Origin of the sequence: Geodermatophilus obscurus, from assembly GCF_900143215.1 — a bacterium.
GTDB lineage: Bacteria > Actinomycetota > Actinomycetes > Mycobacteriales > Geodermatophilaceae > Geodermatophilus > Geodermatophilus obscurus_A.
On sequence record NZ_FRDM01000004.1, the window covers coordinates 74,730 to 94,792 of the forward strand.

The window sequence follows — 20,063 nt, forward strand, 5'->3', positions numbered from 1 at the left end:
GTCAGCCCAGCCCCACGCCCACGGCCCCGGTCAGCAAGTCCTTGGTGTAGACGTCGCGCAGCCGGTTGACGTCGGCGGCGGTCAGCGGCTGTGACGTCGTCACCAGCACCCGGTCGCCGGTGATCGCCAGCACCCGCCCGTACTCGGCCGGCGTGATCGCGCCGGGAGGGCCGGCGGTGGGCCGCCCGGAGGCGTCCGCGGTGACCAGCACCAGCGGCCCGGGGACGCCCCCGTCGAGGTCGCGCCGGTAGTGGTCGGTGTGCCCGTTCGTGTCGGCCGGCAGCACCGCCGCGGCGGTGGAGAAGAAGGCGTGGCGGCCGGTCGGGTCGAGCTCGACCTGGTGCTCCCACACCGTCGTCTGCCCGGTGCCCAGGGGCACGACGGCCCCGGTGCCGGTGTCCACCCGGTAGGCCAGCCCGGTCGGCCAGGTCTGCGCCGGGAAGGCCGTGGTGACCCGGTTGCTGGTGACCAGGGCGACGTAGCGCCCGTCGTCGCTGACCGCCAGGTCGCCGGTGTCGCGGTGGACCGCGAAGGGCAGGGTCCGGCCGGTGGAGGTGGTCACCTGCGAGACCACCCGGAGCTCCCCTGTGCCCGCCCCGGACAGCGTCTTGCGGTGGGCGATCACGCCGGAGGCGCTGTCGGCACCGAAGACGGCGAACCGGCCGTCCGGGGTCAGCGCCAGGGCCGGACCCATGGCCGGGCCGCTGAGCTCGCCGCCGGTGGTGGTCGTGGAGACCCGGGTGACCGTGCCGTCGGAGAGCCGCTTGGCGAAGACGTCGACCCGGTTGTTGGTGTCGCCGGGGACCAGGTCCGCCCGCGCCGAGTGGAAGAGCACCAGGTCGCCGTCGCCGGACACCGCCACCGACGGGGCGGTGGTGTAGACCGACGCCGCGGGCTGCAGCAGGGTGCCGGCCACCGACGGGGAGGCGGTGCCACGCTGCGGTGCGCTCACCAGCGCCCAGCTGCGGGCGCCGACGTCGTAGCGGTAGACGTCGGCCAGCCCGTTGGTGTCGCCCGGGTCCAGGGCCGCGGTCGTGGCCAGGACGACGTAGCGCCCGTCGTCGCTGACCGCCGGGACGCTGGTGTTGGTCGCGTCGCCCGCGCCGGTGGTGGTGGCCGGCAGCGGGGCGATCCGCGTGCGGGTGCCGGCGGTGCGGTCGACGACGTACAGCTCGTAGGCGGTGTTGGTGTCCGACGACTCGAGGCGGGCGCGGGTGCCGACGACGACGAACCGGCCGTCGCCGCTCGCGGCCACGCCGCCGCTCTCCCCCGCCCCCTCGACCGGGACGACGGCGTAGACCGGGGTCACCGACACCGCGGCGGATCGCGCCGAGACGTTGCCGCCGGCGTCGACCGCCACGACGGTGAACGCGTACGTCGTGTCGTTGGCCAGCCCGGTCACCGTTCCCGAGGTCCCCGGCGCCGGCACGGTGACGACGGTGCTGCCGTCGGCGTCCAGCACCCGGTGCTCGGCGACGTCGACGCCTCCGGCGTCCCAGCCCAGCACCGCCTGCCGGTCGCCCGAGGTGGCCGTCACGCCGGTCGGGGCGGGCGGCGGGGTGAGGTCGGTCGGGGTGGCGTCCGCGGTCGCGGGATCGGAGCGGTTGCCGTGGGTGTCCACCACGACCAGCGCGTAGGCGTACCTGCGGTCGTTGACCAGCCCGGGGTCGAGGTGCGTCGGCCCGGCCGGGGTCGCGATCTGCACGCCGTCGCGCAGCAGCACGTAGCCGCCCAGGTCGGGCTCGGTACTCGCCGTCCAGGAGAGCGTGACCTGCCCGTCGCCGCGGACGGCGGTGAACCCGGCCGGCGCCGCCGGCGCGGTGAGGTCGGTCGGGGTGGCGCTCACCGACACGGAGCCGGAGCGGTTGCCGGAGGTGTCCACCGACACCAGCGCGTAGCCGTACGTGCGGTCGTTGACCAGCCCCGCATCGGTGTACGACGTCACGCCGGTCACGGTGGCGACCTCGACGCCGTCGCGCAGCACCCGGAAGGAGGCCACGTCGGCCTCGGGGTTCGCCGTCCAGGACAGCTCGACGAGCCCGTCGCCGCGGACGGCGGTGAACCCGGCCGGCACGGCCGGAGGCGTGAGGTCGGTGGGCTCCGCCGCCGCGGCACCGGACGGCCCCGAGACGTTGCCGGAGGTGTCGACGGCGACCAGCGCGTAGGAGTACGTCGTGTCGTTGACGACGCCGGTGTCGGTGTACGTCGTGCCGGGAACGGTCGCGATCCGCGCGCCGTCGCGCAGCACCACGTAGCCGGCCAGGTCGGGGTCGTCGTTCGCCGTCCAGGTGAGGGTGACCCGCCCGTCGCCGGCGGTGGCGACCAGCCCGGTGGGGGCGGCCGGCGCGAGGCGGTCGGCGGCGGGCACCTCCGCCGTGGCGGAGGGGGCCGACCGGTTGCCGGAGGTGTCGACGGCGACAACCGCGTAGCTGTGGGCGGCGTCGTCGGCCAGGTGGTCGACGTAGCTCGTCCCCGGGACGCTCGCGACCTCCGTGCCGTCGCGCAGGAGTACGTAGCCGGCGAGGTCGGGCTCGGTGTTCGTCGTCCAGGAGAGGCTGACCCGGCCACCGCCGTCGACCGCGGTCACCCCGGTCGGGACGACCGGTGCGGTGAGGTCGGTCGGCCTGGCCGACGCCGTCGCGGCGTCGGAGGCGTTGCCGGAGGTGTCGACGGCGACCAGCGCGTAGGTGTACGTCGTGTCGTTGACGACGGTGGTGTCGCTGTAGGCGGTCCCGGTTCCCGTGGTGAGGACGGCGCCGTCGCGCAGCACCCGGTAGCCGGCGACGTCGGGCTCGCCGTTCGCCGTCCAGGAGAGGTCGACCCGCCCGTCGCCGCGGGTGGCGGTGAAGCCGGGCGGCGGGGCCGGGGCGGCGCGGTCGGCCGGCGTCGCGCGCACCGTCTCCGACGGCGCCGAGGCGTTGTCGTGGGTGTCGACGGCGACGACCGCGTAGGCGTAGGTGGTGTCGTTGACGACGGCGGTGTCGGTGTAGGCGGTCGCGTCGGTCACGGTGGCGAGGACGGCGCCGTCGCGCAGCACCCGGTAGGAGGCGAGGTCGGTCTCGGGACCCGCCGCCCAGGAGAGATCGACCCGCCGGTCGCCGGCGGTGGCGGCCAGGCCGGTGGGCGGCGCCGGGGGGTCGAGCTCGTGCGGGGTCGCGGTGACGGCGGCCGACGAGATCGACCGGTTGCCGTGGGTGTCCACCGCGGCCAGCGTGTAGCGGTAGGTGGTGTCGTTGACCAGCGCGGTGTCGGTGTGGGTGGTCGCACCGGTCACCACCGCGACCTCGACGCCGTCGCGCAGCACCCGGTAGGAGGCCAGGTCGGGCTCGGGGCCCGCCGCCCAGGAGAGGGTGACCTGCCCGTCGCCGCGGACGGCGGTCAGGCCGGTCGGCGCGGCCGGCGGGGTGAGGTCGGTGGGCGTGACCTGGACCGCGGCCGAGGGCGCCGACCGGTTCCCGTGGCCGTCGACGGCGACCAGCGTGTACGTGTACGTCCGGTCGTTGACCAGCCCGGGGTCCAGGTACGCCGTGCCGGGGACCGTGGCGACCTCGACGCCGTCGCGCAGCACCCGGTAGGAGGCCAGGTCGGGCTCGGGGCCCGCCGCCCAGGACAGGCCGGCCCGGCCGTCCCCCCGGCCGCCGACGAGGCCGGTCGGCGGCGCAGGCGGGGTGAGGTCGGTCGGGGTCGCGCTGACCGACGGCACCGAGGAGGCCGACCAGTTCCCCGAGGTGTCGTTCGTCTGCACCGTGTAGACGTAGGTGCGGTCGTTGACCAGGGCGGTGTCGGTGAAGGTGGTGCCGGTGGTCGTCGCGACCTCCACGCCGTCGCGGAACACGCGGTACCCGTCCACGTCGTAGTCACCGCTGTTGGCCGTCCAGGACAGCGTGACCCGGCCGTCGCCACGAGCGGCGCCCACCCCGGTGGGGGCGGCCGGTGCGACGGTGTCCCGCGGCGTGCCGCCAGCGGGGGCGCTGGCCTGGCCCACGTACGTGCGCGGGACGAAGAGGACGACCTGCGTCGTCACGGTCCGGACGGTGACCGTGTACTGCCGACCGTTCACCAGCCCGGTCAGGGTCGCGGTCCTGGTGGTGGCGTTCGTCGTGACCTGCGGCTCGGTCCCTGCGTCCAGGAAGACCTGGTACCCGCTCGTGGCGGTCTCGGTCGACGCGGTCCAGGAGACGACCAGGGCCCGGTCGGCACCGGTCACCACGACGCTCGCCGGCGGCGCCGGGTCCTGGGTGCTCACGGTGTCCAGCCGCGGCGAGGGCGGCGTCTGCCCGCACAGGGCCACGGTGAGCACCGCGAGGACGACGGCCGACAGCCGCAGCAGCCCGCCACGGGGACGCCGGACAGCCCGCTGAGCAGCGCCGCCGTCCCGCATCTGTCAGGTTCCTCCCGCCGGAGGCGCCCGCGGACCGGCGGGTGCCGGAGTCGTCCTCGACACGCACCGCGCCGTTGCTTGAGCCGGGCCCGACGACAGCCCACCCGGACGAGGGACTCAGGGGACGGCGGCGTCCACGTCCCCCAGCTCGGAGCGCCCGCGACGGGCCGGGCTGCGGCGGGTGGCCAGCACGCAGCCGAGCACCACGACCGGCAGGCCGACCGCCAGGCCGAGGGTGAACGGCTCGTCGAGCAGCAGCACGCCGAGCAGCACTGCGACCGCCGGGTTGAGGAAGGTGATGACCAGCGCCCGCTGCGGGCCGACCTCGCGGATCAGCGCGAAGAACAGCGCGAGCGCGACGGCGGTGCACACCACGCCCAGGACGAGCACCGCCAGCAGCGCGTCGGCGGGTGCCCGCGCCGCCTCGTCGAGCCGGGGGACGGCGAACGGTGCGTAGACCGCGGCGGTGACGGTGAGCGCGACGGCGCTCGCCGCCACCCCGGGCACGTCGGGCAGCGACCGCTCGACGATGAGCGGCGCGGTCGCGTACCCGACGACGACCAGCCCGACCGCGAGCAGCGGCAGCGGCGCGATCGCCTCGACGTCCAGTCCGAGCAGCACCGCGATGCCGGCCACGCCCAGGCCCATGCCGAGCAGGCGCACCCGGCCCAGCCGCTCCTCGCCGCCGGTCAGCCGGCCGGCCAGCGCGGCGACGAACGGCACCCCGGCGACGAGCAGGCCGGTGAGCGAACTGGACAGCGTCTGCTCCGCGTAGGCCAGCAGCAGCCACGGACCGGTCATCTCCAGGACCGTGAAGGCCAGCAGCGGCCGCCAGCGGCGCAGCGCCGGGCGCAGCTGGCCGCGGGCGACCGTCCAGGGCAGCAGCAGCGCCGCGCCGAGCGCGCACCGGCCGAAGACGACGACCACCGGCGGCAGCTCCTCGACGGCCACCTTGATGAGCAGGTACGGCACGCCCCAGATCAGCGACATCGCCAGGAACAGCGTCCAGCCCCGCCGGCTCACCGCTGCCCCCGCGCCCCGCCGCACTCCCGCACCCCGCCATCCTGCCCGGGCGTTTCCCGGCCCCTGCACCGGGCACCGCCCGACGGTGAGCGCTGCCCCTCCCGTGCCCGGTCGGCGACCGGCGGTCTCGGGGCTGCTGTTCGGCGCCGGTCTCATGGGCTCGGTCGACGAGATCGTCTTCCACCAGCTGCTGGACTGGCACTCCTTCTACGACCGCGCCGGGGGCACGGTGGGCCTGGTCTCCGACGGCCTGCTGCACGCCGCGACGCTCTCGGCGGTGGTCGCCGGGCTGGCGCTGCTGGCCGACCTCCGCCGCCGCGGCGAGTTCGACGCCGTCCGCTGGTGGGCGTTCGTGCTGCTGGGCGCCGGCGCCTTCCAGCTGTGGGACGGCGTGGTCGACCACAAGCTGCTGCGGGTGCACCAGGTCCGCTACGGCGTCGACCTGACCGGCTACGACCTGGCCTGGAACGCCTCGGCCGTCGTGCTGCTCCTGGCCGGTGCAGCGCTGCTGGTCCGGGCCCGCCGCCGCGCCGTCCGGTGACCGCCCTCTGCGTCGTCGTCCTGCTGGGCGCCGGCGCGCTCCACGTCGCGGCCGGCTGGCGGACCCCGTGGCCGCTCCTCCGGACGGCGTCCTCCCTGGCCGGCCTGGCCGCGGCCGGTGCCGGGGTCGTCCTCTCCACCGCCCACGGCGACCTGCGCCTGCACATGGCCGGGCACCTGCTGCTGGGCATGGTCGCCCCGCTGCTGCTGGTGCTGGGCGCGCCGGTCACGCTGGCGCTGCGGGCACTGCCGGTCGCGGCGGCCCGGCGGCTGACCCGCGTGCTGCGGACCCCGCCGCTGCGGTGGGCGACCGACCCGCTGGTCGCCGTCCCGGCCAACGCCGCCGGGCTCTGGCTGCTCTACGGCACCGGCCTGCACGCCGCCGTCGTCCACCGCCCGGCGCCGACCGCGCTCGTGGCGCTGCACGTGCTGGTGAGCGGGTACCTCGCGACCGCGGCGGTGCTGGCCGTGGACCCGGCACCGCACCGCCGCGGGGTCGGCGTGCGCGCCGGCGCCCTGGCCGCCGGCGCAGCCGCGCACGACGTCCTGGCGAAGTGGCTGTACGCCACTCCCCCGCCGGGGGTGCCGTTCGCCCCGGAGGGCGCGCGGCTGATGTGGGACGGCGGCACGGTCGTCACGCTGGTCGTCGCCGGGGTGCTGTGGCGGCGCTGGTACGTCAGCCGCGCCGCCGTCCGCGCCGCCGGAGCGCCCACGGCCGCCGTCGGGACCGCCCCGCCCCTCGCTGAGCCGCCGGACGCCCCGCTCCACGTCGATCACGGACCTGCGGTGGCGACATCCCGGTGATCGGCGGCGTGTCCCCACCGCAGCTCCGTGATCGACCGGCGGAGCCGAGCGGGCAGGGCTTGTGCCGCCGCCCGCAGCCGCCTGTGATGGCCGCCGTGCACACCGCCGCCGACCGCCTCGCCGCCCTCGTCGACGCCCTCGCCGGTGAGCCGGACGTGACGCTGCCCGACGCCACCGCTCCGCGCCGCTTCGGGTCCCGGGCACTCACGGTCGACGGCGCGGCCTTCGCGCTGGTGGTGCGCGGCGCGCTGGTGCTCAAGCTGCCCGAGGAGCGGGTGGCCGCGCTGCTCGCCGACGGGCGCGGCGGGCCCTTCGGCGGCCGGGGACGGCCCTACCGCGAGTGGGTCGCGCTGGCCGAGGGCGAGCCGGCCACCGACCTGCCGCTGGCCCGCGAGGCGCTGGCCTTCGCCCGCTCCCGGCGGGATGCCGCCGGCTGACCGGCCGGGGGGCCGAGTGGGAACCTGCCGTGGTCACCCGCCCGGGAGGACCACGGCAGGCCCCCTCGGCGGCCGCGGACCTCAGCCGGCGGCGCGGCCGGTGTAGCGACGCGCGAAGTCGGCGAAGCGGTGCAACGAGAGGCGGACCCCCGCCACCGCGGCCGGCTTGACCAGCGGCCAGCCCAGCTGCCCGAGCAGGCCGAAGGGCAGCCACAGCTGCTCGGTCCAGGTCAGGAGGGAGCCCGCGCCCTGAGGGGCGACCTCGAAGGTGCCCGGCCCGCGCACGATCCGGCCGGTGTGCTGGACGACGGCCCGCCGGGGTGGGTCCCACTCGGTGATGACCATCGTGTCGAGCACGCCGAAGCGCCGTCCCCGGACGGGCAGGCCCGTGCGCGCCGCGAGCCGGCCGCCGACCGCCTGCGGGTCCCCGCCGGTGACCTCGACGTCGGTGAGCAGCATCCACTCGCCCTGGCGGGTCCAGTCGGTCAGCGCCGCCCACACCTGCTGCGGCGGCGCGTCCACGACCACCGTCTCCACCAGTTCACGCATCGGTCCGTGCTCCGTTCCCGCCCGCCGGGGCGTCGTCCGCACCGGGCGCCGTCCGCCCGGCCTCGTGGAGCCCGGCGCGCAGCGCCGCGACCTCCGCGTCGCGCTCCTCGAGCGCCCGGGCCAGCTGCTCGAGCAGCCAGTCAACCTCGGTCATCCGGTAGCCCCGGACGGTCACCGTCATGCGCACGCCGCGGACGTCGTCCGCGGTGACCGGCCGGTCCTCGGGCAGCTCCAGCGGCGAGCGGTCGGGATCGGCCGGCGGCTGGGTCTCCCCGCGGCCGAGCAGCACCGAGCCGCCGAGGAACAGCAGCCCGCCGACCACCGCGACGGTGAGGACGAAGACGACCGCCTCGAGCACCCCGGCCTCAGGCCCTTCCCTCGGCGGAGTTCCGCGCCTCGGTCCGCTCCTCGCTCGAGATCGCCGGTGCCCTCCGCGCCGCTCCTCGCTCGCCGGCGCTCGCTGCGATGCTCACCCGCTGTCGGCTCCGGGCATCTCGCCGCGATGCTCCCCCGGCTGTCATCACGCGTCGCTGGGCTCGTCGTCGACGGGGAAGGCGCGCATGCCGCCGCCGTTGTCGCCGGCCTGCCGCGCCTTCGCGGCCTCCTGGACGATCCGCACGACCTCATCGACGTCGTCGGTGACCGTGAACAGGTCCAGGTCGCTGTCCCTGATGGTGGCCGCGGGCACCATCGTCGTCCGCAGCCAGTCGACCAGCCCGGACCAGTACGCCGATCCGAACAGCACCACCGGGAAGCGGGTCACCTTGCGGGTCTGCACCAGGGTCAGCGCCTCGAACAGCTCGTCGAGGGTGCCGAAACCGCCGGGCAGGATGACGAAGGCCTGCGCGTACTTCACGAACATCGTCTTGCGGATGAAGAAGTAGCGGAACGCGATGCCGACGTCGACCCACTCGTTGAGCTCCTGCTCGAACGGCAGCTCGATGCCCAGGCCCACCGACAGCCCGCCGGCCTCCGAGGCCCCGCGGTTGGCCGCCTCCATCGCGCCGGGGCCGCCGCCGGTGATGACGGCGTAGCCCGCGTCGGCCAGCGCCGCGCCGATCGCCACGCCGGCTGCGTAGTGCGGTGAGTCCTGCGGGGTGCGGGCGCTGCCGAAGACGCTGACGGCCTTGGGCAGCTCGGCCAGCAGCCCGAAGCCCTCGACGAACTCGCTCTGGATGCGGAGGACCCGCCACGGGTCGGTGTGCACCCAGTCGGTGGGACCGCGGCGGTCGAGCAGCCGCGCGTCGGTCGTCGTCCCCTGCAGGCGGGGGTCGGGCTCGCCGCCGCGCAGCATCACCGGGCCGCGGTGGCGGGTGGGCCGCGGCTTGCGGGCGCCGGCGGGCTCGGGGGTGGTCGTCATGCGGAGCTCCCGGAGAGATGGGCGGCGAGCGCGTCCTCGGCCGGCTGCAGCCGGTCGACCAGCACGTGCTCCTCGCGGGTGTGGGCCAGCTGCGGGTCGCCGGGGCCGTAGTTCACGGCGGGGATGCCGAAGGCGGCGAACCGGGCGACGTCGGTCCAGCCGAGCTTGGCCCGCGCCGGGCGGCCGACGGCGGCGACGAAGGCCGCGGCCGCGGGCTCGGACAGGCCCGGCAGCGCACCGCCGGCGTTGTCGACGACGGTCAGCGTCGCGCCGGCGGCCACGGCGTCGGCGAAGACCTCGCGGACGTGCGCCTCGGCGGCGTCCTCGTCCCGGTCGGGCGCGTAGCGGAAGTTGACCGTCACCGTGCAGGCGTCGGGGACGACGTTGCCGGCGACGCCGCCCTCGATGCGGACGGCGTTGAGGCCCTCGCGGTAGACGCACCCGTCGATGTCGACCTCCCGCGCCGGGTAGGCCGCGAGGGTGGCCAGGATGCCGGCCGCGCCGTGGATCGCGTTGACGCCGAGCCAGCTGCGGGCGCTGTGGGCCCGCCGGCCGGGGATCTCCAGCACCACCCGCAGGGTGCCCTGGCAGCCGGCCTCGATCTCGCCGTCGGTGGGCTCGAGCAGGATCGCCAGGTCGCCGTAGAGCCAGCCGCGGCGCTCGCGCGCCACCCGGCCGAGGCCGTTCTTGACCGCCTCGACCTCCTCGTTGTCGTAGAAGACGAACGTCAGGTCGTGCGCGGGCGCGGCACCCGGGACGCCGAAGCGCCCGGCCAGGCGCAGCATCACCGCGTCGCCGGCCTTCATGTCGCTGGTGCCGCAGCCGTAGAGCCGGCCGGTGGACCCGTCGAGCCGGCTGGGGACGTTGTCGGCGATCGGCACGGTGTCCAGGTGGCCGGCGAGGACGACCCGGGTGGGCAGGCCGAGGTTCGTCCGCGCGAGGACGGCGTCGCCGACCCGCTCGACCTCCAGACCCCCCAGCGCCCGCAGCGCCGCCTCGACGGCGTCGGCCAGGGCGCCCTCGCTGCCCGACACCGACGGGGCGTCGACCAGCGCACGGGTGAGCGTCAGGACGTCGGCGGCGGGGTCCAGCGGGGGCAGATCGGTCACGACGCCCGAGCCTACGGGCGCGCCGGTGCGCGGGCCGCCGCAGCGCGCGAGCGCCCCCGGCCCGTCGCCCGCCGTCCACCGCAGCCGGCCCAGGCGGGCACTCCCGTCTCCGGGCAGCGCTGGGCGGCGCGAGGGATACGCCGAGTCGGTTCCCCCGGCCCGACCGAGTCGGCAGCGCGCGACCGGCGCTCGGTAGCGTCGTCGTCGTGACCGACTCCGCCCCGCACTCCGCCGTCGCCGCCGGTCTGGCCACCGTGACCCCCGCGGGCACGGTGCTCGACACCTGGTACCCCGAGCCGCGCCTCGGCGCGCCCGAGGGCGCGCGCCCCGGCACCACCCGGCTCGGCGCGCTCGAGATCTCCGGGGAGCTCGGCCCCGACTACGGCGGCCTGGTGCGCCGCGACGAGGCCCGCGGGGTGGAGGTCATCGCCGTCCGGACGGTCATCCCCGACCTCTCGGCCCCGCCGGCCGACACCCACGACGTCTGGCTGCGGCTGCACCTGCTCTCCCACCGGCTGGTCACCCCGCGCAGCATCGACATGGACGGCGTCTTCGGCCTGCTGACCAACGTCGCGTGGACCAGCGCCGGGCCGGTCGAGGCGGCGACGTTCAACGTCCACCGGCTGCGGGCGGCACTGGGGCACGTGACGGTGTTCGGCGTCGACAAGTTCCCGCGGATGGTCGACTACGTGATCCCGTCCGGCGTCCGCGTGGCCGACGGCGACCGGGTGCGGCTGGGGGCCCACCTCGCCGAGGGGACGACGGTCATGCACGAGGGCTTCGTCAACTACAACGCCGGCACGCTCGGGCCGTCCATGGTCGAGGGCCGGATCAGCGCGGGCGTCGTCGTCGGCCCGGACACCGACATCGGCGGCGGCGCGTCGATCATGGGCACCCTCTCCGGCGGCGGGAAGCAGGTCGTCTCGATCGGCTCGGGCTGCCTGCTGGGCGCCAACGCGGGCATCGGCATCTCGCTGGGCGACGACTGCGTCGTCGAGGCCGGCTGCTACGTGACCGCCGGCTCGCGGGTGACCCTGCCCGACGGCTCGGTGGTCAAGGCCGCCGAGCTCTCCGGCCGCGACGGGCTGCTGTTCCGTCGCAACTCGGTCTCCGGTGCGCTGGAGGCCCTGCCCCGGACCGGCACCTGGGGCGAGCTGAACGCCGCTCTGCACGCCAACTGAGGACCCCTGCAGGGTCCCGCCGCCGGCCTCGTCCCGAGGCTCGCCGGCCCCCTGCAGGTGGAAGGACCCCGTCCTCCTCACCACTCGCCAGCTCGCGGCGAGCCTCTGGACGGGGCCTGGCGCGAGCCGGCGAGTGGCGGGGGCAGGGGTCCTCTGACGAGGCGTGAGGAGGACGGGGTCCTGCCACGGTGGGGGGCAGGGGTCCTTCCTCAGGCATCCGACGGCATGGCTGCCGGGACGTCGAGGTGCTCGACCAGGGCGCCGACGAACTCCTGCGGCCGCTCGACGTGCGGGGAGTGCCCGGCACCCGGCAGCACGACCTCCCGGTAGGTCCCGCCGCGGGCGGCGTAGCGGTCCAGGACGGCGCGGGTCTGGGCGACCATCGGCTGCGGCGGGCAGACGTCGGCGCCCGGCCAGCCCTGCACCGCACCCAGCATCCCCAGGTGCGCCAGGTCGAACAGCGACGCGTCGGAGACGATGGCGTCGGCGTCCCCGCGGATCCACAGGACCGGCGGCCTGGCCGGCAGGTCGGTGATCCCGGAGAGGTCGAACACCGTCGGCGCCATCGTGTTGAGCACGCCTCGCTCCCCCGGCGCCACACCCGGCCAGGTGGCGGAGGGAGCGGCGTCCCCCGCGTAGTGGTCCTCGCTGGTGCGGGTGGAGAGCATCGCGGTGACGAACACGTCCTCAAGCTGCGGGTCGATGGGCAGCGACCCGGGCGCCACGTAGAAGGCGCGCAGGATCGACCTCGGGCTGGTCGGGCGGTCGGCCGTGGTGTCGCCGGCGGCGAGCGCGGCCACGAACTCCGGGTTGGCTGCGCCTGCCCCGGAGCCCGCGCCGTCCTCCGACAGCCGTCGTCCCTCCTGCCCGGTGGTCCCCCCGAAGCCGTACGGGGAGATCGGCGCGACCAGCACCACGGATGCGACCTGGTCGGGCCGGTCGAGCAGGTACTGCAGCACCACGCCGGCACCCATGCTCCAGCCGACCAGGTGCACCCGGTCGAGGCCGAGGGCGTCGACGAGCGCAGCGAGGTCGTCCGCCCAGTCCCGCACCCCGCGCCGTGCGTCGATCGGCAGCGGGTCGGTGTCGCCGTAGCCCCGCAGGTCGACTGCGAGCGGCCGCACGTGGCCGGTCGCGGCCAGGGCGAGCACCGGCTGCTGCCAGAACAGCGCTGAGCTGACGTTGCCGTGCACGAAGAGAACGACCTCCCCGGGCCCGGCCGGGTCGACGCCCTCGGGGTGCAGCACGTTCTGGGTCAGCCGCGCAGTGGACACCCGAGTCGCAGTGGTGCCGGGCAGCAGGGTGTCGCTCATGCGGTCTCCTCGCAGGTGGCTGGCGGCGCACCGTAACGACGGACACCTCTCCGCGGCAGCACCGCGGTGCCGGGGTCGGCCCCTACAGTCGCGGACGATGAGCAGCACACGCAGCGCGACGGCACGGCGGGCGACGTCCGCCCGCCGGCCGCCGGCGCGTCGCCCGGCCGCCCGGCGCCGCTCGTCCGGAGGGCGCGCGCCGGTCCGCCGGGGACGCGCGCAGACCGCGGCGTCCTGGGGGTGGCTCGCCGTGGTGCTCGCCGTGGTCGCGCTCGTGGCGGTCGCGCTGGACACCGACGGGGCGGACGTGCCGGTGGCGACCGCGCAGTGCACGCTGCCCGCGACCGGGATCCGGCTCACCGGCGAGCAGATCGGCAACGCCCGGACCATCGCGCAGGTCGGCTACGAGCGCGACCTCCCGGAACGGGCCGTCGTCATCGCCCTGGCCACGGCGATGCAGGAGTCACGGCTGCGCAACCTCGACTACGGCGACCGGGACTCACTCGGCCTGTTCCAGCAGCGCCCCTCGCAGGGTTGGGGGACGCCGGACCAGGTGCAGGACCCCGTCTACGCCGCCGGCAGGTTCTACGACGGCCTGGTGCGGGTCCCGAACTGGCAGACCGGGGAACTGACCCTCGTGGCCGACGCCGTTCAACGCAGCGCCTTCCCGTTCGCCTACGGGCAGTGGTCGGCGCTCGCCGAGGAACTCACCAGCTCCCTGGGTCCCGCTGCGACCGCCGAGTTCCCGTGCCTGTGAGCGGGGAGAGGCGCCCGGGCGACGCTCAGCCGACGAGGCGCTCCACGGCGGCGTCGACCCGCTCGTCGGTGGCGGTGAGCGCCATGCGCACGTGCCGCCCGCCGGCCGGGCCGTAGAAGGAGCCCGGGGCGGCGACGATGCCCAGCCCCGCCAGCCAGTCGATCGTCGTCCAGCAGTCCTCGTCGCGGGTGACCCACAGGTACAGCCCGGCCTCGGAGTGGTCGATGCGGGCGCCGGCGGCCCGGACGGCGGTGGCCAGCCGGTCGCGGCGGCCGCGGTAGCGCTCCCGCTGCTCGTCGACGTGCGCGTCGTCGGCCAGCGCGGCGGCCATGGCCGACTGCACCGGCGTGGGCACCAGCAGGCCGAGGTGGCGGCGCACCTCCCACACCTGGCGGACCAGCGCCGGGTCGCCGGAGAGCAGTCCGGCGCGGTAGCCCGCGGCGGTCGACTGCTTGGACAGCGAGTGCACCGCGAGCAGCCCGGTGTGGTCCTCGCCGGCGACCTCCGGGTGCAGGATCGAGCGCGGCTCGACGTCCCAGCCGAGGGTGGCGTAGCACTCGTCGGCGACGACCGGGACGCCGTGGGCGCGCCCCCACGCCACCCAGGCGCGCAGCTCGTCGTCGGTGAGCACCCGGCCGTGCGGGTTGCCCGGGGAGTTCAGCCACACCAGGACGACGCCCGCGACGTCGGCCGGCGGGGTGTCGGTGCGCCGCACGGTGAGGCCGGCCAGCACCGCGCCCACCTCGTAGGTCGGGTAGGCGACCTCGGGGATCAGCACCGTGCCGGCGCCGCGCAGCCCGAGCATGGTGGGCAGCAGTGCGACGAGCTCCTTGGAGCCGACCGTGGGGACCACCGACGGAACGGCACCCAGCGGGTCGGCCAGCCGCACGCCGAGCCGGCGCTGCAGCCAACCGGCCGCCGCCGTGCGCAGCTCCGCGGTGCCCAGTGCGGTCGGGTAGCCCGGCGCGTTGCCGGCACCGGCCAGGGCGGTGGCGAGCAGCTCAGGGGTGTCGTCGACCGGCGTTCCGATGGAGAGGTCGACGACGCCGCCGGGGTGCCGGGCCGCCTTGGCCCGGGCACCGGCCAGCGAGTCCCAGGGGAAGTCGGGCAGCCGGCCGGCCGCCGTCCCCGTGACCGTGCGGGTCAGTGACCTTCACCCTGCGGCGGGAGAGCGGCCACCAGCGGGTGGTCCTTGCCGATCTTGCCGGTCTTGGCGGCGCCGCCGGGACTGCCCAGGTCGGAGAAGAACTCCACGTTGGCGTTGTAGTAGTCCTTCCACTTGTCCGGGACGTCGTCCTCGTAGTAGATGGCCTCCACCGGGCACACCGGCTCGCAGGCGCCGCAGTCGACGCACTCGTCGGGGTGGATGTACAGCATCCGGTCGCCCTCGTAGATGCAGTCCACCGGGCACTCGTCGATGCACGCCTTGTCGAGGACGTCGACGCAGGCCTGGGTGATGACGTAGGTCACGGTGGTTCCCTCCCGGGGACGTGCGGGGTCGCTCGCCGGCGCGACGGCCGATCGTTCTGCCCTGAGTATGGCCCGTGTCGCTCCCGCGAAACGGAACGGGTGGCCCGGCGGACCCCGCCGGATGGCGCCCGCGCCGACGACGCAGGATCGGACGGTGGGACAGAGCCGGTCACCCCTGGACGTCGCAGGCCTCGAGCTGCTCGCCGCACGGGGCTGGCGGGGCACGGAGCAGGACCCCCTCGGGAACTGGCTGCTGCGGGCCGGCGGCGGCTTCACCGGCCGCGCCAACTCCGCTCTCGTCGTCGGCGACCCCGGCCTGCCGCTGCCGGAGGCGGTGCACGCCGTGGCCCGCTGGTACGCCGACCGCGGTCTGCGGCCGTGCGCCCAGCTGCCCGGCCGGCAGGCCCGTGCCGCCGACGCGGCCTTCGCCGCGGCCGGCTGGGAGCGCGACGAGGAGGTGCTGGTGCTGACCGGGCCGCTCCTCCCGACCGCGGCCGACGGCGTCCCGGTCGACCTCTCCCCCGAGCCGGACGACGCGTGGCTGGCCGGCTACCGGCACCGCGGGCGGCCGCTGCCGCCGGCCGCCCGCGCGGTGCTCACCAACGCCGAGGACGTCGTCTTCGCCTCCGTGCGGCTCGACCCGCCGCCGGCCCCGCTGGCGGCCGTCGCCCGCGGGGTGGTCACCGCCGACTGGCTCGGGGTCGCCGCGGTCACCGTCGAGGAGCGGTACCGCCGGCGGGGGCTGGCCACCGCGGTGATGGCCGGGCTGCAGCGCTGGGCCGCCCGGCGTGCTGCGCGCTGGGTCTACCTGCAGGTGGCCGCGTCCAACACCCCGGCCCGCACGCTCTACCGGCGGGCGGGCCTCCTCGAGCACCACCGCTACCACTACCGGTACGCGCCGACCTGACCCCGAGGAGGGGGATGCGGGCACGCCCGGCTCAAGACCGGCCGGTGGCGGCAGACACGGAGACCATGGGCACCATCGGGTTCGCCAGCGCTGGGGAGCTGTCTCCGTACGACGCCGAGGCGGCCGTCGTGCACCTGCTCGACCGGCTGCGGCAGCGGCTGGGGGCGTCCCGGGTCACCGTGTGGGTCCACGAGGCCACGACGCAGATGGTCGTGCCCTACCGCCAGTCGGTGTCCGCGGCCGCGGTGCCCGGCTCGGGGGTCCCGGTGCTCGACCACGCGGTGCCGCTGGTCCGGGCCCCGCTGATGTCGGCCGTCGTGCGCGGGCGCCGGCCGGTGCGGGTCGAGGCCGACCCCGACGCCGTGGCCCCGGGGATCGCCGCACAGCTGGGCGTCGAGTCGGTGCACGGCGAGCCGTTGCTCGTCGGCGACCGGGTGGTCGGCGTGCTCACCGTCGAGCCGGTCGCCGCGGCCGACGGCCGCGTGCCGCAGGCGGCGGCCGACCTCGCGCAGGCGGTGTCCGCGGCCTGGACGCGCCGGTCGGAGACCCGGCGGCTGGCTCAGGCCGAGGTGCTGCTCGGGCTGATCGAGGCCGCCGCCGAGGCACAGTCCATGGAGCACCTGCTCGCCACGGCCTGCGAGCAGCTGGCCGAGCTGGGCGGGGTGGAGCGGGCCTGCGTCTTCCTGCTGGAGGACGGTCGGCTCGTGCCGCGCATGGCCGGCTACGCCGACGGCCGTCGCGACGCCGGCACCTGGGAGCAGTTCCGCACCGCCCCCGAGCCCCTCCCGCTGGTCGAGGCGGTCCTGCGCACCGGGGAACCACAGGTCGCCGACCGGGACTCCGCCCTGCTGACCGGGTGGTGGGTCGACACGTTCTCCATCGCCTCCGTCCTCGCCGTGCCCCTCGGCCGACGGCCGCAGGTCTCCGGCGTCCTCACGCTCGACAGCCCCCGGCCGCGCACCTTCTCCGAGGACGTGCGCCGGCTGGCCGCCGCCGGCGGCACGCACCTGGGCAGCCTCGTCCAGCAGGCCCGGACCAGCCAGGCGCGCGCGGCCTCGCTGCGCACGGCCCGCGCCGTCCGCCAGATGCTCGTCGACGGAGCCGGCGCCATCGGGGTCGAGGAGGCGGCGGAGGTCCTGGCCCGCGCCGTGCAGGACCTGGCCGGCACCGAGCGCAGCGCCGCCTACCTCGTCGACGACAGCGGGACCGTCGAGTCGGTCCTGCACATGGAGTGGTCGCCCGAGCACCGCCAGGTGGTGGCCGACCGCGTGGTGGGCATGCAGGCGGACGACGTCCCGCTGTGGCGGGCGACCGTCCGCGACTGCCGGCCGGTCTTCGTGGAGGACGCCGGGGCCAGTGACCTGCTCGACCCCCGGCTGATCGCCGCCCTGGAGCTGCGCTCGTACGTCAGCGTGCCCCTGCTGTCCGGCGACCGGCTGCTCGGCCTGGTCGTGACCGGCTCGGTCTCCTCCTCCGTGCAGTGGTCCCCGGCGGTCCACGAGGCCGTGCGGCAGGTCACCCTGGAGGGCGCGCTGGTGGTCGAGAACGCCAAGCTGCGCGCGGCCGAGCAGCTGCGCCTGCAGCAGCTGGCCCGGGAGGCCCACCACGACCCGCTCACGGGCCTGGCCAACCGGCGCCGGTTCACCGAGGAGCTGGAGCGCACCGTCTACGGCCCGGGCGACCGCCGGTGCGCGGTCGTGATGATCGACCTGGACCGGTTCAAGGAGGTCAACGACAGCTTCGGTCACACCGTCGGCGACGACCTGCTGTCCCTCGTCGGCCCACGCCTGGAGCTGGCCCTGCAGCCGGGCGACCTGCTGGCCCGGATGGGCGGCGACGAGTTCGCCGTCCTCCTGCCGGACGCCGGCGAGGCCCGCGCCCGGGAGGTGGCCGGCCGGATCGGGGACGTGCTGCACGAGGCGTTCGTGCTCGACGGGATGTCGCTGACCGTCGACGCGAGCATCGGCATCTCGCTGTGCCCCGACCACGGCCGGGACCGCTCCCTGCTGCTGGCCCGGGCCGACACCGCCATGTACGGAGCCAAGCGGGGCCGGCACGGGTCCGAGGTCTGGGCGCCCGACGCGGACACCGACTCGCGCACCCGGCTGGAGACGCTGGAACAGCTGCGCGTGGCGCTGGACGCCGACCAGCTGGACAACCACTACCAGCCCCAGCTCGACCTGCACACCGGCCGGGTCACCGGCGTGGAGGCGCTCGTCCGCTGGCACCACCCCGAGCGGGGCCTGCTCGCCCCCGGCGCCTTCCTGCCGCTCGCCGAGCAGGCCGGGCTCATGCGACGCCTGGCGCTGCAGGTGCTGGAGCGGGCGATCAGGGACCTGCGGGACTGGCGCGCGGCCGGGCACGTGCTGTCCCTGGCGGTCAACCTGTCGGTGTCCAACCTGCAGGACGTCGCGCTGCCCGACCAGGTGCAGCTGCTGCTGGAGACCCACGGCGTGCCCGCGGACGCGCTCGTCCTGGAAATCACCGAGGACGTGCTCATGGCCGACGCGGCGCGCAGCCAGCAGGTGATGGCCGGGCTGCGGCAGCTCGGCGTCCGGTTGTCGATCGACGACTACGGCACCGGTTACTCGTCGCTGGCCTACCTGCGCGCGCTGCCCGTCGACGAGCTGAAGCTGGACCGCAGCTTCGTCTCCTCGCTCACCACGGACGACAAGGCGGCCGCCATCGTCCGGAGCACGCTGCAGCTGTCCCGGGACCTCGGGATGACGATGGTGGTCGAGGGCGTGGAGGACGCCGCGGCGCTCGATGCGCTGCGCCGGTGGAACTGCGACGTCGCGCAGGGCTACCACATCGCCCGGCCGATGCCGGCCGACCAGTTGCTGGCCTGGCTGCGCGCCCGGCCGGTCCCCGCGGCGGTGTCCTGACCGATCCGGGTCAGGGCTGCCGGTCCACCCCGCCGCGGGGCGCGGCCAGCACCTGCCCGACGGCGAAGGCGGCGGCCACGACCCCGGCGAGCAGGAAGGCCAGGGACAGGAACCCGAGGACGCCGCTGCCGGCCAGCAGCAGGTCACCCTCCGGCCGGCGCAGGCTCGCACCCACGGCGACGACCAGCCACACGACGGCCGGCAGCGTGGCGGCGAGCCGCGAGCCGGTCCAGCGCGCCGCCAGCGCGACCAGCAGCAGGTTGCCGACGACGGCGGCCAGCACCGACACCGGCACCGGGACGCCGAACACCCGCAGCGGCAACCAGAAGACCTCGACCAGCGCGAGCCACGCCGCCAGCACGGTGACCAGCAGGGCCGCCGCCAGCCGCTGGATCACGCGTCCAGGCCGGCGAAGAGGTCGTCCTCCCAGCCGTCGGCGGTTCCGCGCTCCCCCCGCACCAGCCGGTAGTACTCGGTGCCGAGGACCTCCTGGCCCAGGTTGTTCGACAGCGCGAAGAACGGGCCGTCGACGGTGATCTGGGTGGCGTGCGCGCGCATCGCGGCGTCCTTCCGGCCGGCGTGCGCCCGCCCGTCCACCGCCGCGGCGACCAGCTCGTCCGGCACGGCGAACGGGACGTCGTCCACCTCGCCCAGCGACTCGAACGGCGAGGCCTCCCCCAGCGCCGCCATCGCCTCGATGCCCTGCCGGAGGACCGAGCGCGGCACGCAGCTCCAGTAGACCTTCGCGACCTGCCAGGCCCCGCCGAGGTCCGGGCGGTAGGCGGGATCGGCGGCGGCGTCCACGGCGCGCATGGCGACCCGGTGGGCCTGGATGTGGTCGGGGTGGCCGTAGCCGCCGTCCTCGTCGTAGGTGACCACGACCTGCGGCCGGACCTCCCGGACGACGGCGACGGCGTGCGCCACCGCCTCGTCGAGGTCGGCGTTCCAGAAGGCGCGCGGCTTCCCGTTGGCCGGCGTCCCCATCATCCCGGAGTCCCGGTAGCGGCCCGGGCCGCCGAGGAAGCGCCAGTCGGTCACGCCCAGGGCCTCCATCGCCGCCCGCAGCTCGGCGATCCGGTAGCCGCCCAGCTGGTCGGCGTGCTCGGCGGCCAGCAGCTCCAGCTCGGGGACGAGCACCTCGCCCTCCTCCCCCAGCGTGCAGGTGAGCAGGGTGACCGAGGCGCCCTCGGCGACGTAGCGGGCCATGGTGGCGCCGTTGTTGATCGTCTCGTCGTCGGGGTGGGCGTGCACCAGCAGCAGCCGTCGGTCAGCGGTCACGAGGACGCATTCTCCCTGAGCCCGCGTCGATCATGGCGCGGTGACCACGTCGGAGGGCCCCGAGGTGGT

General features: G+C 76.0%; 18 protein-coding genes. 7 read left to right on the top strand and 11 right to left on the bottom strand.

Translation table 11 applies throughout. The features are described 5' to 3' along the window. Position 1: 1 nt before the first annotated feature. Together BUB17_RS05740 and BUB17_RS05745 are read right to left on the bottom strand one after the other, a co-directional pair. On the bottom strand, positions 2-4,381 hold the full coding sequence (locus BUB17_RS05740) for a fibronectin type III domain-containing protein (protein ID WP_072914836.1): 4,380 nt from the start codon (positions 4,379-4,381) through the stop codon (positions 2-4). A 117-nt stretch (positions 4,382-4,498) separates the two neighbouring features. Then, positions 4,499-5,404: a DMT family transporter gene (locus BUB17_RS05745; protein ID WP_072914840.1), complete on the bottom strand. Its 906-nt coding sequence runs from the start codon at positions 5,402-5,404 to the stop codon at positions 4,499-4,501. Positions 5,405-5,489: 85 nt separating this feature from the next. On the opposite strand from BUB17_RS05745, the gene BUB17_RS05750 reads away from it, so the two are divergent. The 3 genes from BUB17_RS05750 (at position 5,490) to BUB17_RS05760 (ending at position 7,185) form a co-directional block, all read left to right on the top strand. Beyond that, positions 5,490-5,945 carry a DUF2243 domain-containing protein gene (locus BUB17_RS05750; RefSeq protein WP_244276958.1) on the top strand — a complete coding sequence of 152 codons (456 nt, stop codon included), beginning with the start codon at positions 5,490-5,492 and terminating at the stop codon, positions 5,943-5,945. Continuing rightward, complete coding sequence (locus BUB17_RS05755) at positions 5,942-6,748, top strand: cytochrome c oxidase assembly protein (protein ID WP_244276960.1); 807 nt, start codon at positions 5,942-5,944, stop codon at positions 6,746-6,748. The genes BUB17_RS05750 and BUB17_RS05755 overlap by 4 nt, the downstream gene beginning before the upstream one ends. Before the next feature lie 86 nt (positions 6,749-6,834). Further along, complete coding sequence (locus BUB17_RS05760; protein ID WP_072915297.1) at positions 6,835-7,185, top strand: TfoX/Sxy family protein; 351 nt, start codon at positions 6,835-6,837, stop codon at positions 7,183-7,185. An 81-nt stretch (positions 7,186-7,266) separates the two neighbouring features. Here BUB17_RS05760 and BUB17_RS05765 read toward each other — a convergent pair whose 3' ends face one another. From BUB17_RS05765 to dapE, 4 genes are all read right to left on the bottom strand, one after another. After that, the gene (locus BUB17_RS05765; protein WP_072914850.1) at positions 7,267-7,734 is read right to left on the bottom strand and encodes an SRPBCC family protein; all 468 of its coding nucleotides are present in this window, start codon (positions 7,732-7,734) and stop codon (positions 7,267-7,269) included. Beyond that, complete coding sequence (locus BUB17_RS05770; protein ID WP_072914852.1) at positions 7,727-8,092, bottom strand: DivIVA domain-containing protein; 366 nt, start codon at positions 8,090-8,092, stop codon at positions 7,727-7,729. The genes BUB17_RS05765 and BUB17_RS05770 overlap by 8 nt, the downstream gene beginning before the upstream one ends. Before the next feature lie 162 nt (positions 8,093-8,254). Beyond that, positions 8,255-9,094, bottom strand: coding sequence for an LOG family protein (locus BUB17_RS05775; RefSeq protein WP_072914855.1), 840 nt, complete (start codon positions 9,092-9,094; stop codon positions 8,255-8,257). After that, positions 9,091-10,203, bottom strand: coding sequence for a succinyl-diaminopimelate desuccinylase (gene dapE, locus BUB17_RS05780; RefSeq protein WP_072914858.1), 1,113 nt, complete (start codon positions 10,201-10,203; stop codon positions 9,091-9,093). The genes BUB17_RS05775 and dapE overlap by 4 nt, the downstream gene beginning before the upstream one ends. Before the next feature lie 206 nt (positions 10,204-10,409). Here dapE and dapD point away from each other — a divergent pair, with 206 nt between their 5' ends. After that, positions 10,410-11,384 carry a 2,3,4,5-tetrahydropyridine-2,6-dicarboxylate N-succinyltransferase gene (gene dapD, locus BUB17_RS05785; RefSeq protein ID WP_072914862.1) on the top strand — a complete coding sequence of 325 codons (975 nt, stop codon included), beginning with the start codon at positions 10,410-10,412 and terminating at the stop codon, positions 11,382-11,384. Between the two features lie 209 nt (positions 11,385-11,593). Here the strand turns inward: dapD and BUB17_RS05790 are convergent, their stop codons facing one another. Then, entirely contained in the window at positions 11,594-12,697 is a 1,104-nt protein-coding gene (locus tag BUB17_RS05790) for an alpha/beta fold hydrolase (protein WP_072914865.1), read from the bottom strand. A gap of 97 nt (positions 12,698-12,794) precedes the next feature. On the opposite strand from BUB17_RS05790, the gene BUB17_RS05795 reads away from it, so the two are divergent. Next, the gene (locus BUB17_RS05795) at positions 12,795-13,454 is read left to right on the top strand and encodes a hypothetical protein (protein ID WP_141242918.1); all 660 of its coding nucleotides are present in this window, start codon (positions 12,795-12,797) and stop codon (positions 13,452-13,454) included. A 25-nt stretch (positions 13,455-13,479) separates the two neighbouring features. Here the strand turns inward: BUB17_RS05795 and dapC are convergent, their stop codons facing one another. Together dapC and fdxA are read right to left on the bottom strand one after the other, a co-directional pair. Next, positions 13,480-14,601, bottom strand: a complete 1,122-nt coding sequence (gene dapC / locus BUB17_RS05800; RefSeq protein WP_072914872.1) for a succinyldiaminopimelate transaminase — start codon at positions 14,599-14,601, stop codon at positions 13,480-13,482. Continuing rightward, positions 14,598-14,924, bottom strand: a complete 327-nt coding sequence (gene fdxA, locus BUB17_RS05805) for a ferredoxin (protein WP_072914876.1) — start codon at positions 14,922-14,924, stop codon at positions 14,598-14,600. The genes dapC and fdxA overlap by 4 nt, the downstream gene beginning before the upstream one ends. Positions 14,925-15,078: 154 nt before the next feature. Here fdxA and BUB17_RS05810 point away from each other — a divergent pair, with 154 nt between their 5' ends. Both BUB17_RS05810 and BUB17_RS05815 read left to right on the top strand, forming a co-directional pair. After that, entirely contained in the window at positions 15,079-15,831 is a 753-nt protein-coding gene (locus BUB17_RS05810) for a GNAT family N-acetyltransferase (protein WP_244276962.1), read from the top strand. A 44-nt stretch (positions 15,832-15,875) separates the two neighbouring features. Continuing rightward, positions 15,876-18,716: a bifunctional diguanylate cyclase/phosphodiesterase gene (locus BUB17_RS05815; protein ID WP_072914881.1), complete on the top strand. Its 2,841-nt coding sequence runs from the start codon at positions 15,876-15,878 to the stop codon at positions 18,714-18,716. Positions 18,717-18,726: 10 nt separating this feature from the next. On the opposite strand, the gene BUB17_RS05820 is transcribed toward BUB17_RS05815, so the two are convergent. Continuing rightward, complete coding sequence (locus BUB17_RS05820) at positions 18,727-19,113, bottom strand: hypothetical protein (RefSeq protein WP_072914884.1); 387 nt, start codon at positions 19,111-19,113, stop codon at positions 18,727-18,729. Continuing rightward, entirely contained in the window at positions 19,110-19,994 is an 885-nt protein-coding gene (mshB, locus tag BUB17_RS05825) for an N-acetyl-1-D-myo-inositol-2-amino-2-deoxy-alpha-D-glucopyranoside deacetylase (protein ID WP_072914886.1), read from the bottom strand. The genes BUB17_RS05820 and mshB overlap by 4 nt, the downstream gene beginning before the upstream one ends. Positions 19,995-20,063 lie beyond the last annotated feature (69 nt).

Coding starts and splice junctions, on each gene's coding strand:
- BUB17_RS05740 (WP_072914836.1), bottom strand. CDS start 4,381: ATGCGGGACGGCGGCGCTGCTCAGCGGGCTGTCCGGCGTCCCCGTGGC.
- BUB17_RS05760 (WP_072915297.1), top strand. CDS start 6,835: ATGGCCGCCGTGCACACCGCCGCCGACCGCCTCGCCGCCCTCGTCGAC.
- BUB17_RS05765 (WP_072914850.1), bottom strand. CDS start 7,734: ATGCGTGAACTGGTGGAGACGGTGGTCGTGGACGCGCCGCCGCAGCAG.
- BUB17_RS05775 (WP_072914855.1), bottom strand. CDS start 9,094: ATGACGACCACCCCCGAGCCCGCCGGCGCCCGCAAGCCGCGGCCCACC.
- BUB17_RS05790 (WP_072914865.1), bottom strand. CDS start 12,697: ATGAGCGACACCCTGCTGCCCGGCACCACTGCGACTCGGGTGTCCACT.
- BUB17_RS05795 (WP_141242918.1), top strand. CDS start 12,795: ATGAGCAGCACACGCAGCGCGACGGCACGGCGGGCGACGTCCGCCCGC.